This window comes from Paenibacillus sp. 79R4 (genome assembly GCF_013393165.1).
GTDB lineage: Bacteria > Bacillota > Bacilli > Paenibacillales > Paenibacillaceae > Fontibacillus.
In genome coordinates, this window is sequence record NZ_QJOT01000003.1 from 363,352 (window position 1) to 381,397 (window position 18,046).

Below are 18,046 nucleotides of genomic sequence, written 5' to 3' on the forward strand. Positions count from 1 at the left end.
AGTCTCCATAACATTATTAACTTGATTCAAATTTTATTTAAAATTGTAAACGTTGTCAAATCTTTTTTTTCATAGTCTGTCCATAATTGCTTGCTGGAAGTAGTCACCGCCTCCGCCCCTGCCTCTAGCGCAAGCTTCACATCCTCACTCGTAGAGATGAATCCTCCGGCCAGAATCGGCAGGTTCGTTCTCTCCTTCACCTTGCGAATAATGCTTGGCATCCCCCCAGGCAATACTTCAATCACATCCGGCTGTGTGTTTTCAATCAGCTTGCAGCTTTTCTCCAAAGCACTGTTATCAATCAGAAAAATCCGCTGGACGGCCAGAACGCCCTTTTGCTTCGCTTTTTGAATGACACTCGACTTCGTGGACAATATCCCGTATGGCCGATACTCCTGGCAGAGATATTCGGTCGCATGCGCATCGCTTTGCAGCCCCTGAATCAGGTCGAGGTGCAAGAACAGCTTCTTGTTCGCTTGTTGCACCATGTTGCAGGCATGCTTCAACTGGGAAATATGAACGTCGAGCAACACAAGATATTCATAGGATGATGCAACGGCCTTCTCCAAATCTTTCATCTGCCTTGATGCGGGTAGAATCCGCTGTTCATAGAATTTCATAGCCTCTGGCTCCTTTGATCAGATATTCCAATTCGTGTGAAATTCCTACTTTCTTTCATTGTACACATCCCATGGTCATTGTGGATCAGATCATACGCAAGCCTTGTATCATTCTATTCAACCTAAATCGGCGAATGACAAGCATTTATTAACGTCGCCATCAGTTCATATCATTCTATTCCTACGAATCGTCTTCCCTACAAGTGTTTCAGCGCATACGCTGTCGTCACTGTAATTTTGTCGGGCATGCTGTTGATGGGGAACCATTGCACATCTCCCAGCGCATGAGGCTCTCGATTTTCTACCCGTCCGGCAGCAATATGAGCTAGAAAAGTTGGCGCTACATAGTGTGTATCCTCCTCGGGGAGGATGTGATTCGTGACACAGAGCAGCCCATCAATCATAATTTCAATGCCTAATTCTTCTCTGATCTCGCGTCTTATTGCCTCTTCAATTGTCTCCATGTAATCGACCTTGCCCCCGGGCAGACTCCAATGTCCCGCTTCAGGCGCTCTTTTGCGAAGCACGAGCAGTATACGGTCCAGATCATCTTTAATTACAGCTCCAACGCCTACCCTTGGTGTTTTCTCGATATTCATCCCTCTTCCCCCTCTTCTATTGCAAAAAAACAGGGCCTCTCTCTTGTTCAGAAGATGGCCCTTAACATTATATCAAATTATTTAGCCGCTTCACGGCCATAAACTTCGATTTGGCTTAGCGCCGGGAATGGGGACGGATCATTCGACTTGATCAGCTCTTTGAGCGTAACCCATTTCACTTGGCGCGGCGCAAGCTTGAACGTTTGCTTCAGATGCGTTTTTACCAGATTCAAAGTTTCTTGGCTGCCATCCGAGAACGCTAATGTAACACGCTCCCAGTGGCTATCATGCGGGAAGTCGGCACGAATCGTCAAGACCACCTTATCCACCTCAACAGTACGACCAAAATCTACGGTCATCTCCGCATCGGGATTTTGGTTGATTCCCCAGGATTCAAACGGCCATTTGCCATGTGAGTAATTCACATTGTTGCCATTGATCGCATTTCGGGCTGCAAATACGGATTCCCCGCGAGTCTCCACATTAGCGAACGCATGAGGATAGCTGGTGCTATTCTCATGCTGATCATATACATTAAGCGCCAGATTTTTATAGGAATGAATCTCCTCGTCTGTAGCCAGACGCGCAGTAAGCGTATGCAAATCACCTACAAATGTCTTCGGGGAATATGAAATCTTCTTCTCATCAAAAGGAATAATAAAGCGGATCTCCTGCCCCGCTAAATATACAAATGCCGGGTCCATCGCATCCTCTAGCTGAATCACCAAATACACATTTACATTTTCACTTGTCAGAACAATTTGATCCCCAGGTTCATAGTTTTTATCATAAACCAGATGAGCCTGGCCATGGTCCGAAGCGGACGCCAAAACAGCGCCGGTCGCGCTTTGTATTTCAAGCTTCAGTTGTGTCACGCCGCATTCTCCTATTCTAGTATTAAATTAGACGATATCTACATCTTATCCTATTGCCCCGGGACAGACCAGTCTCGCAGCCAAAAGGTATAGAAAGTGCACATCTCGCGCCAAAAAGGTCAAACATTGGCACAAATCCGACTCGTCTCTGCAACATCGGCCAGATAAAACAGCATCACCCTAAACCTACATAAGGTCAGGGCGATGCCGCACGCTTATTTAACGATTACTGTTATTTTCCCGCTAGACACCGTTCCGGCATCATTGATAAGCTCGCACCAGTATACATACGTGCCCGCCGATTTTTCGCGGATTTCGGTAATGGCAGATTGAGCTTGCGGTGTCTTGTTAATTAACGTCTGGGTATCGATCAACACATCATTTTCGTACAGCCGATAGGTTGAGCCATTCGTTCCCCACCACATATTCATGCTGACTTTATAGCTTCCATCCCCATCCCAATGATCATGAGAAAGTACAGGCTGACCCGGTGTCGCTTCATTTACAGTCACTACTAGAACATCGCTGCGCGTTGTACCAAACGCATTCGTTAATTCGGCGACATATTCATAGGTTCCATTGGGCTTATTGAACACAGCTGTAACTGCGGATTGAGCATTAGGCGAATCGTCTTTTAAGGCTTGCCTATCTATCGGAACGCCATTTTCATATAATATATAATCCGTTCCGTTATTCCCCCACCACAGGTTCATCGATATCCGGTAGCTGCCGTCCATAATTCCGGTATCATAGCCGTTATCAGAGGACAGCTTGGGTTGGCCCGGCACGCCTGTAGCGGCTGCAATGATATTGCCTGCAACGGCGGTCGCCGACCCTTCATGTCCGGCAGCATCGATGAACTCAAAGGTGAAGCTTCCATTCTGCGAGAAGGTATAGCTGTCGTTCCCATCATTGTTGGTAATCGTCACTGGTTCGCTGGGGATCATGGTGGCAGTAACCGGCTCTCTCGTTGGCTCCGTAGTACTATAACGAATGGAAGCTGTCGGCGCAGTCCTGTCAATTCGGAAAATAACTTCTTGTGTCTCCTCTATATTCCCGGCCCGATCCGTTGATCTGTAAGTAAGGGTATATGTGCCATCCTCTGTAAACGTCAAAGGCTCTATATAAGACAGCCATGTCTTTCCATTGTCCAGACTGTAGACCGTTTCCGCTACGCCGGAGGTTTCGTCCGCTGCCTTTAGCACCGCCCTCACTTCGCTGATATACCAGCCATTTCGCTCCGTTCCTTCCATGTTAAGCGACGTTTCCGGCGGAACCATATCTTCTGCTAAAGCCATCCACTGCATAGAGCGAAATTTCGAAGATAGCTTTCCATCCCCGATTCCCCCTCCCCATTCAATAAAACCTTTTCTACCCGCGCCGTCATTATCGTTAACAAGCATCGAGAAGCTGATGACTCCATGGTTTTCTGCTCTCACTGGCTCGATTTCCGACCAGGGCAACGCCAATTCATAAATTGTATATTTCAGCTCTTCATCCCTTGTGATAGCAAGCTGACTATCGATCAGCGGTCCTTTGTCCACGCCGGGAGGCGCCATCCATCTGTAGCTTTGCGGTCCTTCAGGGGTCTGCGAAATTCCGATCTCATGCCAATATGCCTTTTCGCCGGGAAGACCGTCCGAAATTGCAAATTGAAGGCTGTCATTATTCCAGATATCGGCCCCAGCCATTGAAGCCGTGTGCGTATCATCTTTTATTCTGGCCGACAGATACAAGTGATCCGCATCATAACTTAGCCAGACCTGGCCGCTTAGATCCCCTGCGCCTTGATATCCGCTCATTTTTACCGTGCCCTTCGACAAATCGATCGTAGATGCGCTGTTTAGGGTCTCCGGGTCAAGCGTCCCGTCTACAGTCACCGATCTGGCAGGCACGGGATTAAATTCGGCCGTTCCTTCATACGTATACGGCTCCAAGCCATCGATATAGACCGTCACCTTCAGGCTGCTGGTTATACCGATGCTCATGGAGGCAAGCGGGATATCGACTATCGCAGAGGATCCGGCGGCAATCTCTTCATTCATGATTTCAGTCCCCGACTGGGTTCCGAACCGCCAATCTACCTTTTGAAGCTGCATCGCCTTGGACTTTGACTCATTGTTGACAGCGACTCTAAGCGTTTGATTTAAATCCGGTTCTTCCATCATAGGGCGAATCTGGACAGTATAGGGCGGTAACGTTGATGTCCCGCTTCTCAGCAGACCGACCCTATCATTCCCCTTCAACAATACCGCTGTTACAAGACGGCTTCCGGGCTCAATTCCACTTGCCACCTCAATCGTCTGCACAGCTTGTTGGCCGCTTGGGGTCACTACAGGATGGATCTGGTCTTCCACAGCCAATTGAAAAGCAAAATCATCCGAATCGGTATTATTCGTTTCCAAAGTGAAAACCAGCGAATCGCCAATCCGCGCTTCTTCCCCGCTCAGGACAAAGGTCGAATCCCGTTCAATTCCATTCACTTCCCCAACCACAAAAAACGGCTCATTGCTTAATGTCACGAAAACGTTCCCGTTATAAGGCGTATACGTGCTCGTATTTCCCATCATATCTGTAATTTGTATCGGCGTGCTTGTATGGATAGCAGCCGGGATCGAGGAGTCTGCTGTTGACCAGATCACGCGAACATTGCCGCCAGTCTTCTGAAATACGTAGCTTCGAATATCGCTGTCTGTTGCATCCCGACTTGCAAACATAGCCGCATTCAGCATTTGTGTCATGGTGGCATAAGCTGTATATGCCGGCTTGGGGGTCAAGCTTCCCAGCTTATCATCCGGATTTCGCAGCAGACCGAAATTGTCCTCATTAATATTTTGAATACCGTCATTAATCATATCGTACCAGACGATTTTCTCCACTCCGTTAGCGAGCGCAACCACATTGGCCCGAATCAGATAATTCGCTTGTGTCTTCTCATCTACGCCCCGTGCATCACGCTCTGTGGGCCACCCTGTTTCATTAATCCAGATCGGTTTCAAATTCCCGTTATTATATTCACGGATTAAATCCTTCAAATTGAGGATGAGATCCTCGTAGCCTTCCGGCGCACCAGGATATAAATAGGGATGGATAGAAAAGCCGTCCATGTATTGCATCCCGCCGAGCTTGAACACAGCTTCGATCCATTTCAGATCCCCGACCGTCGATGTGCCAAGTACCGGTAAATCAGGATGCGAAGCCTTCAGCGTTTCATACGTTTTCTTTAATAGGGGATAGTAGTATTCCGGCTTGGAATCAGCAGGCCCATTGCCGCGGTCTCCAAAGCTGCCGTAAAATTCGTTATATACTTCTACAACGTCCAATTGGTCCTGATAATGATCAACGTAGGCTTTCATAAAGTTGGCGAAGCCTTCACGCCCGGCATCTGTGTATGGAGTACTGTCATTGTCGTAAAAAGGATTGGTATATCCCGAGACAAACAAGAAATCAAAATCATCTTTATTCAGCATATTCATGTAATAATCGGGCTGGGGGGTAAACGTATAGCTGCCCTGCTGTTTTTCAATCCCCCGCCATTCATAGCCGCCTCGCACCGTTCGGATGCCGGCCGCCTTAATCAGATCCACGATATTGGAGGTCAAATTTTGCGGAAGGCGGTGCAAATGAGTGGAAACTCCAAACGGTGATGCTTCATTTGTTGGCTCATCCCGGGGGGCAAGCACGGCAAACGGCGTTTTGAGCAGAACCGGGTCGCTTCCGTCCAAGTCCGCCCGTACCTGCAGCGTAAAATACCCATGCTTCAAATGGGGAACAGTCCAGGCGGCTTCGTTCTGAACGGTTGCTGCCGTTCCCTCCTGCGCCAGCGCTCCCTGATAATCATAAACCGCCCAGGATACGGCGGGCCTCGCCGTTTGAACTTTGAACCGGACAGCTTCGCCGTTGGTATATATATTGCCTGGGCGAAGCTGGATCAGCTCCGTCGTCGGCGTCCTCACCGTCACAAAGGGGCCGTCGCTGCTCCAGCTATTCTGGGCGTTGCCAGCTTCCACTTTAAACGTATACTTTTGGCCGACAGTAAGCCCTGTTACCGTATAGGAAGTGATACCTCCGCTTACTTTCCCCAATAAGACGCCATTCTGGTATACGGCATAACCTGTCACGCCAACGGTATCGCTAGCCGCATCCCAATCCAACTGTAAACCATTTTCGGTTATATTCGTCGCTTGAAGGCTCGCGCCAACAGACCAGCTTGGCGCGCTTTCCTCCGCCCTGTCAACAGATATCTCCAGATAGGGATGGTTATCGGTATGCTCTTTACTGTTGAGGGAAACAGAATGACCTTTGGCAGCCTGCTGAATAAGGGCAATGCTGACAATGTCACCCTTTGCCAATTGCTGTTTAACAAAACTGGTAACATCCCATTCATGCCAGCCTGCTATTTTTCCGACGTTCTCCGAGCTCAGATAATGATCAATCTCCGGTTTGTTGTTCCAGGTTACCGTATCCTCCTGCCAGGAGCTATCCTCCATCCCGTAGGCCTGTACTGCAATCGTCGAATTTTCATTATCGACAGCATACGCCTTCAATTTAACCGATCCGATCTCACCGGTGATGGAGCTAAGATCGAACTTCATGTACGCCTGCCTGTTCAAATTAACATCCGCCTCAAAATTTTTGACGATCAGCAGATTGGAAGAACCGAAATTTTTCCCCGCATTCCCGCCCGCATTGACATAAGTATCCTCCACCGGTTCGAGCTGCACAGGCAAGGAACCACCTGTCGAAGCTAACGCAGCTTCTGCTGCGGCAGCCGCGAGTCCCGGCGTCGCTCCATGCCAGGTCAGCAGAGAACCTTGGAGAATGACTACGGCCAAGAATACACTCATCAGACGAATAGGCGCTTTCGCGCGTTTTATTTTTAACACCCTTCTCACCCCGATCATTTTATTAGCAGGCACGACTTCACTCTTAATAAGTTATCGTGATGAATTTCAGCGATGGGGCTTGCGCATCTCTAACTAAGCATGAAAGAGGACAGCCCTGTCCGCCGGCTTCTTCGCAAGAGTCAGTGTTATTGGCTGTTCAGGTGCTTCCAGCAAGGCCCGCACGGAATCGTCCGAGGGGGTAACGGCAGTTGTCATTTCAGGCTTTTCATTCGGGCCCGAGAACTTTAATGCAAACATGAATAACGCTTCTTCCATCGTGTGAAAATCGATCTCGGCGGGCTCTCCCTCATACAAAATATAATCGAGCCCCACGGTATCGTCATCCTGAACAAGGTTCCAGCGAAAATTGCCAAATCCGCCCATAACACCATATAGAACCTGAACCAACAACCTGGTCTCTCCTAACTGGGCAAGGAACCGATCTTCGCCGCACTTTTCCCATACCGGCAGCTCTCCCGTGCTGCCAATTTCAATCCTGATTCGCAGATCAGAGGCTCTTATCCGCCCATGAATCGGATCCAGATTGACATGGGTATCTCCGCCGTCAAGCGCGAACTGAATGCCATACAGCACTAAATCATACTTCTGTTCACTGGTAAATATCGCTGAACAGAAGTCATATCCGTCATGCAATACCCGGAGATGCACATAGCTGTGCCCCTGATCAGCGTTTTGAACATATCCCAGCAAATTCCGACACTGCTTCCACATCACGTTATGATTAAATGTGCCCAGCGAATATTCAGGCGTCATATACGTGTAAGCCTTGCGCGTTCGGAACTCAGGATAGGCAGGCAAATCCTGCCTTAACTCCCGCACGCCAATACCGGTAAACAGCCCATACAAGCGCTGCGGACAGATGACGCCATGGCCATACCATTCAGAGCTGTAGCTAAATTGCTCCTCGCTCACAAACTGCACCTGCCCTCTACAGGCCATTTGCAAAAACGACAGATGCAGAGGAGCCAGAAATGTCCGGTATGATCTTGCATGTGGACCGGACCATTCCTTCAGCAGCGGATGGAAATGCTCGGCTACCATCAGCCAGGTCGTATCCAGCAGTTCATTGGCAAGCTGCCTGGCTTCTTCTGTACATGTATAGGTCGCAAGAGCGGACAGTTCCAGAATCGCTACTGTACTGTACGCCGGGCTATTGTATTCCAGAAAGGCCCCGGTTTGCATCGAGTAATCATATAATCGTCTCAGCCGTTGCAAACCATAATTAAGGAACTTAGAGTTTTCCAGCCATTCTCCGGCTATCAATGTTACAAATGACCCCATGATGGCAATATTCGTATAGTCCGGACCCACATTGCGTTTAATAATCGCTTCACAGCTGTTGCAAATGGCCTGCTGTGTTAATTGCCGCAGATCGGCCGGCAGGTTATTGCCGTGACGAATAAGAACAAGCAGCAGCCGCTTGCCGATGAAATCCGCCCAATTCCAATCGGGCGGCGACATTTGATCAAGAGGTTCGTCGTAATACCAGGACCAGATGCCAAATGTCGGCGAATCGGCTTCCTGATCCTGGAGCGACAGAACGGTACGCAGAATATCCAGCGCGCGGCCCCTATACCGCTCCTCATCGCTATCCAAAATCGCTAGCGCATAATCCAGTGATTCACGAATCGGGTACACATACTCCACATGCCGCAGCGTCGTATGGTAACCCGGAGATGTAAACGGCGTGCGCAGCAGCCTGATTTGTTCATTGTAGTTCCCATGATTTTGTTGAAGTGTTTCTTGCAGAAAAGGCAGCCAGCGGCTCTCTTCCTCCAGCAGAACACTGCTCCATATCCTGTTTGACATGTGTTTACCTCCGTATCTTCCGGCGGATAGGTGCCTTCGGCCCTTTACAGGATTCGGAAAGCACCCCGCCATATTAGTCATTGAATCACTTCAGATTGTCTTTGTTCGCTTCATACCACTCCTGTGCCAGCTTTTCTACATTTTCGCCGCCTAGCCGCTTCCACTCTTTCCTCAGCTCATTCAATCCATCCGCAGGCGACATGGAGCCGCCCCCTGTAATCACTTTGGCTTCAATCTGCTGGGCGATCGGGGAGAATGTCGCGATCAACTGGCTCAATTCAGGAAAGTCCGGATTGTAAGCAATATCTCTGCGATATTTATTTTTCATAGCGATTTCAAGAGATTTTCCCTTTTCCTTGGCATAACTCTGAGAAACTTCGTCCTTAGCGGCCATCGCCAGGAACATTTCCGGCTTCAATTCATTATCCATCACAATGGCGTATTCCGATGCGTAAGCCACTTCCCGCTGAAACTGCTCAGGATCCGTCTTTTGCCGTACTCCGTCCACCATCGTGTAATGTACATTTTCTTCCCCGTATCTGAGCGGCACCCAGCCGTCTTTAAGCATCCAGTCAATGAACTCAATCGCCGCCTTGATCTCTTCTTCCTTCATCTTGCTGTTAAATGCGGTAAAAATACTCGGAGGGGCCTCTTGATACAACCCGTTCTTACCGTACTTGCTGCTGACGGACTCAAGCGGCACCAGTTTGGCATTGGGATCGTTCTTAACTAGGTTTCCGTTTAATTCCTCAATGTCCCAGTTTCCAAAATAGATGCCTGCCTTGCCTGTGGTCAGAAACTGTGCGGAACGCTGAAAATTCGTATCCGTAATATATTCCCGATCGATTAACCCCTCATCGAAGAGCTGCTTCTGGAAGGCCAGCGTATCCGCATGCCGATCCAATGTCCGGCCAAATTGCATTTTACCGTCCTCGATATACCATTGATTCTCGCTTGTAAAGAACAGAGCCTGGTCAATCGAGTTGGCGCTGTTGCTCATTGCAATGGGAACAGTATCTGCCTGGCCGTTGCCATCCGGATCCTCTTCCTTGAATTTGCGGGCTACATCAATAAGCTCTTCTACCGTAGCAGGCGCCTTTAGCCCCAGCTTATCGAGCCAATCCTGTCGAATCCACATGCCATGATTGGCAAGCGTCTCTCTGACGAACGACACCGCATATACTTCACCATTGAATTTCAAATAAGGCTCAAGCTCAGGGTGCTTTCCCAAATAAGATTTATAGGTCGTACTGTATTTCTGGATATAGTCGCCGATCGGCTGGATCGCGCCTTGATTGGCTAATTGACTAATGTAGTTCCGATCATATTCCCAGATCAGATCAGGCGCTTCACCGGCTGCAATCAATGCATTCAGCTTGGCCTGCGCCTGGCTCCGCGTCACCGGAACCCACTTTACATTTACCGGTGACTGCTCATTGATCCACCGGGTCCAGCGATTATCCTCATACGTCCCTTCCTCTGTCGGCACCTTGCCGCGATCAAACATTGAGATGCTGATTTCTGGCTTCGGGCCATCTTCAGCCTGTTCCGATGTCGCTGCAGCACCGCCCGGCTTGTCTCCGGAAGTTCCCTTCGAACCACAGGCCGCCAATAGCAGCATCAACAGCAGCAAGGTCATCACCAAGGCAAAGGTTGATTTCCCTGCAAATTTCATTTTTTTCATCGTTCCATCCCCCTATAGGTTTCATGAAAAAGTTGACTACGCTAGCCTATATAACCGGACACCTTCAGCCCTTGACTGACCCGATCAGCACGCCTTTGACAAAATGCTTCTGCAGAAACGGATACACGCATAAAATCGGTGTCACAACAATGACGACGGCGGCGGCCTTGAGCGCCTCAGGTGTCAATAGCACCTGTTCCAGCCCTTCGTTGCCATTCATACTGTTCAACAGATTGCTATCTACCGCGCTTACCATCTGATAGAGCTTGACCATAACCGTCAGCTTCGTCGATTTTGTAATATACAACATCACATTGAAATAGCTGTTCCACCAGCCCACCGCATAAAATAGAGATAGTGCGGCCAGAATCGGCTTGCAAAGCGGCAGATAGATTTGCAGCAGGATTCGCCAGTCGCCAGCGCCGTCAATGGATGCGGACTCCTCGATCTCGCCGGGCAGCCCCTCCATAAACGTCTTCATAACAAACATGTTATACGTGCTGATCAGCCCCGGCAGCCAAACGGCCCAATACGAATTCATTAGCCCCAATGACTTGATCAGAATAAAATTCGGAATCAGGCCGGCCACAAATAGCATCGTAAACGTAATGAGCATCAAGAGCCAGCTGCGACCAGCCAGTCGCTTCCGTGAGAGCGGATAGGCCGCCAGAATCGTCATCACCATGTTGAACAAGGTTCCAGCCACCGTAACGAGTACGGTATTTCCCATCGCCATAATCAACTGTCCGTCATCGAACAACCGCTGATAAGCAACCGTATTAAACTCAATCGGCCACAGGAACACTTCCCCTGATGTAATCGCTCTGCTGCTGCTGAAGGAGGCCACGATTCCATACCAGAAAGGAAATAACGTCAGCAGCGACACAAAGCCGAGAAATACGTAAGCGCTTACGATTCCGAGCTTGCTTACAGGATCTGTCTTCATTGAACTACCACAACCCCCGTTCCCCGAAGAGTCGGATAGACCGGTTAACGGTCAGAACAAGAATCACGCTTACGACCGATTGAAAGAGTCCAATCGCCGTCGTATAGCTATAGTTCATATTTTGCAGCCCCACCCGGTATACATACGTACTGATCACATCGGCGACATCCAATACGGAGTTGTTCTGCAGCACCAGGGTTTGCTCCAATCCGACATCCATCATTTGCCCCATTCTGAGAATCAGCAGAATCGCAATTGTACCGCGGATACCGGGCAGTGTCACATGCCACATCTGCCGCAGCTTCGAGGCTCCATCGATTTTAGCTGCCTCATACAGCTGGGGATCGATCGAGGCCATCGCCGCCAGGTACAGGATCGTCCCCCATCCCGCTTCACGCCAAATGCCCGAGATCGTATAGGCGATTGGCCACCAGAATGAATCTGCCATAAAATAGATCGTCTCGCCTCCGGTCAGCCTCTTCAGCAGAAGATTCACAATCCCCGTGCTTGGCGATAACGCGGCCACGACAATGGTACCGAGCACAGCCCAGGACATGAAATGCGGGATATACAGCATGTTTTGCACAATACGTTTATACCAGTTCCGCCGAACCTCATTGAGAAGCAGCGCCAGTATAATCGGAACAGGAAAGCCGAATACAAGACTGTACAAATTCAGAACGAGCGTGTTTCTGAGTATTCTCCAGAAATCCGAGCTTTGGAATATCATTTGAAAATGCTTGAATCCAACCCACTCGCTTCCGAATATACCGTCTGCAAACCTGTAATTCTTAAAAGCAATAATCTCTCCGACCACCGGAACGTATTTAAATAGAAAATAAAACAGGATCACAGGCAACAGCATCAAATATAAATGCTTATCCCGAATCACCCGACCCCAAACTGACTGCCCGCTCATACTTTCTCTTCCTCTCGCCACATAAAGTCTCACCCTTTCGCAACATGACATGCAAATTGATCCGCAGCTACAATTCTGATTGTATGAAGGGCCGGGGGAGCCGAAAAGAGACGGGTTTTATATTTAGTGACTTTTCTTATTCATGGGCAGGTCGCATTTTTTATGGTCCGTTCATTTTTTTATGATTCAAGCGCAACAAACCCTATTCCAAGGCGATTTTGGTCGTTGAATTCTGCAGTAGCTCACGCTGCTCGGAAGGCGTCATACCTGTATATTTCTTAAATGCCCGCAGGAAGCTGCGCGTATTGATATAACCGACCTCTTCGGCAATATCATTAATTTTACGATTTTTGTCCGTCAACAGCTCAAGCGCTGCATGAATCCGGGTCTCTATTAAATAATCGATGAAATTCTTCTCCGTATGCTCTTTAAACAATTTACTGATATAGGTCGGACTGAGCCCAAACGTTTCCGCCAGATGTGCCAAAGAAAATTCGCTTTCCCGGAAGTGTTCTTCAATATATGCCAGCATTTCCAAGATCAATTTATTGCTGCCGCGCTGCTTGCGTCTCTCTTCAACCCTGCCCGCCATTTGCACAAGAATATTCAGCACCATTTGCTCCAGCTCCTGCCAGTTGCGGCTGCGATAGATGCGCGTGTGAATCCTGCCCATATTATCCATGATTTCATCCACATCAACGCCAGTGGCCGCAACAGCCTGCAGCGATTTCATCACCAATTCATAGGAGAAGTGGCGTATCAGCTCCGGAGACAAGCCATGTTCAATTGCATCCTGATATAAGCGGGAAACCTGATGCGCTATCTTCTCCATCTCGGTTTGTCTCAAGGCTTCAATAATGTGATCCGTCATCTTCAGAATGCGGTAAAAGTCCTGATGCTCCGAGCCGCTTAGATCCTCAAAGGAAATAACAGTTTGGCTGCCCAGGATCAGCCGGTATTCCAGCGCCTTTTGTGCTTCGGCATAAGAGGTTGTAATATCGCGTATATCTCCATAACATCTGCCTACTCCGACAGTCACCAACAGTCCGAACTGCTGCTTCATAATATCCAGCACCAGCTCCAGAATGGCCAATGCGCGAAGATGGTTCTGCTCGGCATCTCCCTCGGCGAAGCTGATAATCATCGCGGCCCGCCCTGAACCGGTATCTATCGCTACACCCGCGGTCTCCATATTGATCAATTCCTCAGCGACATTACAGAGCATGTAGGTGTACAGGGTTTCATCCTTGGCGCTCATACCGCTGTCTTTGCCGATTTCTGCCGCACAGACAATGAACATTTGCGGGAATAGCGGAAAGCCCGAATATTCCAATTGCCGATTGACGGATTCAAATTCAGTGCGATAACCCGTTAACACATCCATCACCATTCTCCACTTCACGATCGGCTTGGAATCCCGTACCTGCTGTTCCAATTGCTTGCGGTCAACATGCATTTGGTCAAATACCTTCTCCAGATAATCCAGCTTCACAGTGTAACCCGGTTTGCCCTGCCTGAAGGCTCCCGTCATTTTAACGGCTAACCGGTCAAGGGGCTTGAAGGTGCGCCGATTCACGTAAAACAGGACGGACAGCGCCAACACAAGCATGATGATGACAATCGCGACCATCAGATTGCGGAGCGATTCCAGCGGCTGATATAACTCCGCTTCAGGAATTACACTGACGATTCTCCAACCTGTATAATTGGACGTGATATAAAAGACCGATTGCTTGCCTCCGTTTGCTTCGGCCGTGAATTGTCCGCTCTCTGTTTTATCCAGAACCTGCTTCATATAAGGAATGTCCGTCACATTTTTGTATAGCTGCGTTTTATCGTCATGAGTCACGATATTCCCTTTGTCGTCAATAATAAAGGTATGTACTCCGTCCTGGCCGCCTTCAAATACATCGCTAACCATCCGGTAGAGTACATCCTCATTGATATTTACAGCGACCAGCCCTTTACGGTAGCCCGGATTGCTGATCAATGGATAAGGACGGATCAGTGTAATGACATCCTGCAATTTCTCCCCATCCCGCACCTTATGCGTACCGATCCATTTCGAGTAGCCTTCCATTTCGATATAGCTTTGCAGCCAGTTGTCCTCGAATTCATTGTTCTTGATTAACGCCTTGTCGGTCATCATATCGCCGCTCGTATCCGAATAGACAAAAACAGAAGATAATTGCTCATTGGCGTGAACCAGGGTTTGCAATTTATTAGATAAGCCGAAGGAATTGGCATATTTTTGGGAGGGATCTTCATAGCTGTCATACATAAAATATACGTATTCAAGCTCCTGCGACAGATTAAGCAGATCCTTTTCAGTTGCCCGAAACACAAGCTCGATTCTGTTATCGATTTGCTTGAGCAATGCAATGTGCGTCTCCTTCAAATCACGCTGCAGACGTCCCACCATGCCAAAATAAGACAAGCTAAAGGCCAGGATGATAATGACAATGCAAATGGAACCATAGATGATCATGACCTTTCCGGAAATACTTAATCGCATGCAAGTCCCCCCTATTTGCCTGTAAGATTGAATTAATCCACTCCATTTTGAAATTAATATATCATTCTATAATTGCCCTGAATATCTGCTGATAGAAAAAAAACCTTCTGAATCTATGATTATCCAAAAAAGAGCATCACAGTTCAAAAGGGATAATAGAGTAGCGGCGAATATCTTGCTAAGCTAGAGCAGTTGCGTCCGGCTGCCGCCTTTGGCTTCAATAATCGTTCCGCCGGCATCAAGCCATACGGAGTCAGCGGAAGGATTATATACAAACTCCATAGAAGCTGCAAAACGAAGATGTTGGTAACAATTCAGGTAATCCGTGATCTCGATGTTGGTGGCATACCAGATGTCATCACGACGACCGACCGATTCACAGAAGCTTTCGATTAACTCCCAATTGTTGTCCTGGTCGAATTCATAGCTATGTCCCCATACATACATCAAATATAGATACTGTCTCCGGTCAAGCTGCTTGAATGGCTCTGTCAGGGCAAGCAAATTCTGATTATGATGGCAGGTTGGATTCCACTCCATCAGATCATCCGGCATGTGGAAAGCGCCATGGCTTGCCACCGTACGCGCATAATCAATGCCCAGAGCCGGCAATAATTCTTTGATTTGACGGTTCAGCGATCCATTGGGATAGGAAAATCCGCGGACCGGATAACCCGTTATTTTCTCCAAAACTCTCCGGTCTTCAATAATTTCGCTGACGATCTGCTCTCTTGCACATCTGGCGAGCGTAGGGTGATTCACCGTATGCGCTGCAATTTCGTGGTCCCGGTAGAGTTCTGCAGCTTGATCCAACGGGATTCTATCCCCCTCTCCCGCAAGTCCCGAGTTCAGATGAAAGGTCGCTTTGATCCCATAGTCATTCAGCAGACGAACCAGCCGTCGGTCCGCCGTTCTACCGTCATCATAACTGAGTGTCAGCACCTTATGCTTCCCTTCGGGGAAAGCGAGCAGAACATTGTTCATAGGGATTCCCCCGTCTCCGTATATGCTAGTGATAACAGGATAAGTACCAGTCCCTGACCATATAAAGTTGGATAACACGGGATTTGATGATAGGACGGGATATCCGGCATCACCGGCGTCCCTCCGGAGACGCCTTCTACGGTTCCGTCCGGCGCAATGAATTCCTCTACACCTTGCAGCGCCTTCTCGGCCGCTTCTTTGTACACAGCATCCAGCCAGCCTATGCGCACTCCGGCTAACCATCCTGCTGCAATCCCTGCACTTCCGGATGTTTCCTCGACAAACCCGGACTGATCCAACACCGTGCTCCATAAGCCGCTGTCTCTTTGATACTGCCGCAGGCCTGCCGCCAGCTGCTGATAGCGTTTCACAATTTCATCAGATAACGGAATCAAGTCCCGGATTTCTGCGGCAATCCAGGGTGCCGCCAGAATAACCCAAGCATTAGCGCGGGCCCAACGGGCGGCGGACATATGATGGCCTTCGCTGCCATTCCATCCGTGAAACAGCACGCCTGTCTCCGGATCCTGCAGCAGCCGTAAATGGACTAGCAATTGGAATTCCGCTTCTTTCGCATACTTGCTGTCCCCGGTCAGCCTTGCAAGTCTCGCCAAGAAGACCACCGCCATAAATAACGTGTCCGCCCATGCTTGATCGGAGAATTGAGCATCCTCCGTAACCGTATGTTCAAAAGCGCCATCGCGAGTACGGGGCGCTTCCGTCAGCATCCAATCCCCAATTTTCGTCGCGGTGTCCAAGTACCACTGTTCCCCGGTCATCCGATACAATGCCGGAAAAATCGCATACGGCGCCATTGAATTAATGACTTTTACCTGCTCGCTTTTATGTTTATTGCGTTCCGTCCACCGCTGTAAGTATTCAATCGCTGTGGCGTCGCCTGTCAATTGCCCATATTCCAGAATTGAAATGACTCCGACCCCCGGTACCCAATCCCAGCTTTCAATATTCATTCCCCAGTCATCCGCCGGAACATCAATCATACGATGAAAGACATGCTCAGCCCGTTGCTTGAATTTAGACTTCTTATCCATCTGTCCACTTCCTAATCCTCATTGAATTGGTTGGCGCCTGCTTTAACTGTAAAGGATTTAATAATACTCCGCTTGGTCTCTTGTACAAAAATTATGGGGATTTTTCCGGAATTCCAGAGAACGCTTTCACAAAACATGCTAAAATCTACTTAAGTCCCAATGTTTGAAATTGGAGCTATATGATTTCAAATCATACGCTTAACATCTTCCTTTGGAACGGAGACTTCATATGATGGATGCAAGTTATATCTCTGCCGACTATCAAGTAGATAACGAGACGAATCGCTTTCTGGATGATTTTCCGGTCCATTGTTTTTTTCGCGATGGAATAATCGGCCAAAATAAGATGCATGCCCATCGGGGATACGAGTTCTATATTTGCCTGGAAGGGGAAGGACAACTGTTGATCGCAGACCGCATGTACCCGCTGCTTCCAGGAACAGTGGCCATCATCAAGCCATATGTGCTGCACCGCTCTTCGGTCGTCGGTACAAAACCTCTGCACCGGATCGTGCTGGCACTGGATGAACGTTATGTACAAACTTTGTCCCAGGCCCCCGATATGAAGCGCTGTATCGACATGCTGCTTGCCGAACCTAAGCTGCAGCCCATCTGGCAATTATCAGACAGCAAGATGGCTAAGCTTCAGACGATACTCCAGCAGCTTGCCCGCGAGGTTACTGAACATCCGGATTTCTACGAGACGGCGATGCATGCGCTGCTTGCTGAACTGTTCGTTATGCTGGCAAGAGAACAGCATTCTGACCCGGGTGCTGATGATCATGAGCAGAGCGCATTTCATTTAGCAGAGCGCCTTTTAAGCTACTTGTCTGCGTATTATGCCGAGCCGATTGAGGTTAGTCGCCTTCATGAACAATTTAATGTCTCCCGTTCACATATGTACGAGCAATTCAAACAGGCCACCGGACATTCCTTAAACCGCTATTTGACGTTATATCGGATCAATCAGGCCAAAAGACTGCTCAGGGATACACCGCTCTCTGTGACTGAGATCGCTTCCGCCGTCGGTTTTGGCGATCTCTCGCATTTCTTCCATACGTTCAAAACCGAAACGGGTGTAACGCCGAACGCATTTCGCAAGCAAAACCGGAATGATTAAGGCCTGCTAGCTTAAC

Annotated in this window: 12 protein-coding genes; 1 reads left to right on the plus strand and 11 read right to left on the minus strand. The window is 48.7% G+C overall.

Features of this window, described 5'->3' with window-relative positions:
* Positions 1-26 precede the first annotated feature (26 nt).
* From DMN77_RS05650 to DMN77_RS05700, 11 genes are all read right to left on the minus strand, one after another.
* Positions 27-620, minus strand: coding sequence for a glycerol-3-phosphate responsive antiterminator (locus tag DMN77_RS05650; RefSeq protein WP_068782299.1), 594 nt, complete (start codon positions 618-620; stop codon positions 27-29).
* 197 nt (positions 621-817) lie between these two features.
* Positions 818-1,219 carry an NUDIX domain-containing protein gene (locus tag DMN77_RS05655; protein WP_068782300.1) on the minus strand — a complete coding sequence of 134 codons (402 nt, stop codon included), beginning with the start codon at positions 1,217-1,219 and terminating at the stop codon, positions 818-820.
* Positions 1,220-1,296: 77 nt separating this feature from the next.
* Positions 1,297-2,094 carry a carbohydrate-binding protein gene (locus DMN77_RS05660; RefSeq protein WP_179013914.1) on the minus strand — a complete coding sequence of 266 codons (798 nt, stop codon included), beginning with the start codon at positions 2,092-2,094 and terminating at the stop codon, positions 1,297-1,299.
* A gap of 215 nt (positions 2,095-2,309) precedes the next feature.
* Positions 2,310-6,980 carry a CBM96 family carbohydrate-binding protein gene (locus tag DMN77_RS05665; protein WP_179013915.1) on the minus strand — a complete coding sequence of 1,557 codons (4,671 nt, stop codon included), beginning with the start codon at positions 6,978-6,980 and terminating at the stop codon, positions 2,310-2,312.
* Between the two features lie 93 nt (positions 6,981-7,073).
* Entirely contained in the window at positions 7,074-8,810 is a 1,737-nt protein-coding gene (locus DMN77_RS05670) for a hypothetical protein (RefSeq protein ID WP_179013917.1), read from the minus strand.
* 85 nt (positions 8,811-8,895) lie between these two features.
* The gene (locus DMN77_RS05675) at positions 8,896-10,494 is read right to left on the minus strand and encodes an extracellular solute-binding protein (RefSeq protein WP_256872254.1); all 1,599 of its coding nucleotides are present in this window, start codon (positions 10,492-10,494) and stop codon (positions 8,896-8,898) included.
* Between the two features lie 64 nt (positions 10,495-10,558).
* A complete protein-coding gene (locus DMN77_RS05680; RefSeq protein WP_179013919.1) occupies positions 10,559-11,440 on the minus strand; it encodes a carbohydrate ABC transporter permease in 882 nt (293 codons plus the stop codon).
* 4 nt (positions 11,441-11,444) lie between these two features.
* Complete coding sequence (locus DMN77_RS05685) at positions 11,445-12,359, minus strand: ABC transporter permease (protein WP_068782306.1); 915 nt, start codon at positions 12,357-12,359, stop codon at positions 11,445-11,447.
* A gap of 202 nt (positions 12,360-12,561) precedes the next feature.
* On the minus strand, positions 12,562-14,874 hold the full coding sequence (locus tag DMN77_RS05690) for a helix-turn-helix domain-containing protein (protein ID WP_179013920.1): 2,313 nt from the start codon (positions 14,872-14,874) through the stop codon (positions 12,562-12,564).
* A 183-nt stretch (positions 14,875-15,057) separates the two neighbouring features.
* Positions 15,058-15,858: a polysaccharide deacetylase family protein gene (locus DMN77_RS05695; RefSeq protein WP_068782308.1), complete on the minus strand. Its 801-nt coding sequence runs from the start codon at positions 15,856-15,858 to the stop codon at positions 15,058-15,060.
* Positions 15,855-16,910 carry a glycoside hydrolase family 88/105 protein gene (locus DMN77_RS05700; RefSeq protein WP_229521091.1) on the minus strand — a complete coding sequence of 352 codons (1,056 nt, stop codon included), beginning with the start codon at positions 16,908-16,910 and terminating at the stop codon, positions 15,855-15,857. The genes DMN77_RS05695 and DMN77_RS05700 overlap by 4 nt, the downstream gene beginning before the upstream one ends.
* A gap of 229 nt (positions 16,911-17,139) precedes the next feature.
* Here DMN77_RS05700 and DMN77_RS05705 point away from each other — a divergent pair, with 229 nt between their 5' ends.
* The gene (locus tag DMN77_RS05705; RefSeq protein WP_068782309.1) at positions 17,140-18,030 is read left to right on the plus strand and encodes a helix-turn-helix domain-containing protein; all 891 of its coding nucleotides are present in this window, start codon (positions 17,140-17,142) and stop codon (positions 18,028-18,030) included.
* The last annotated feature ends 16 nt before the right edge of the window (positions 18,031-18,046 follow it).

Excerpts from the sequence above, each read along its gene's own strand:
- DMN77_RS05650 (WP_068782299.1), bottom strand. The coding sequence starts at position 620 with ATGAAATTCTATGAACAGCGGATTCTACCCGCATCAAGGCAGATGAAA.
- DMN77_RS05655 (WP_068782300.1), bottom strand. The coding sequence starts at position 1,219 with ATGAATATCGAGAAAACACCAAGGGTAGGCGTTGGAGCTGTAATTAAA.
- DMN77_RS05670 (WP_179013917.1), bottom strand. The coding sequence starts at position 8,810 with ATGTCAAACAGGATATGGAGCAGTGTTCTGCTGGAGGAAGAGAGCCGC.
- DMN77_RS05675 (WP_256872254.1), bottom strand. The coding sequence starts at position 10,494 with ATGAAAAAAATGAAATTTGCAGGGAAATCAACCTTTGCCTTGGTGATG.
- DMN77_RS05680 (WP_179013919.1), bottom strand. The coding sequence starts at position 11,440 with ATGAAGACAGATCCTGTAAGCAAGCTCGGAATCGTAAGCGCTTACGTA.
- DMN77_RS05685 (WP_068782306.1), bottom strand. The coding sequence starts at position 12,359 with ATGAGCGGGCAGTCAGTTTGGGGTCGGGTGATTCGGGATAAGCATTTA.
- DMN77_RS05690 (WP_179013920.1), bottom strand. The coding sequence starts at position 14,874 with ATGCGATTAAGTATTTCCGGAAAGGTCATGATCATCTATGGTTCCATT.
- DMN77_RS05695 (WP_068782308.1), bottom strand. The coding sequence starts at position 15,858 with ATGAACAATGTTCTGCTCGCTTTCCCCGAAGGGAAGCATAAGGTGCTG.
- DMN77_RS05700 (WP_229521091.1), bottom strand. The coding sequence starts at position 16,910 with ATGGATAAGAAGTCTAAATTCAAGCAACGGGCTGAGCATGTCTTTCAT.
- DMN77_RS05705 (WP_068782309.1), top strand. The coding sequence starts at position 17,140 with ATGATGGATGCAAGTTATATCTCTGCCGACTATCAAGTAGATAACGAG.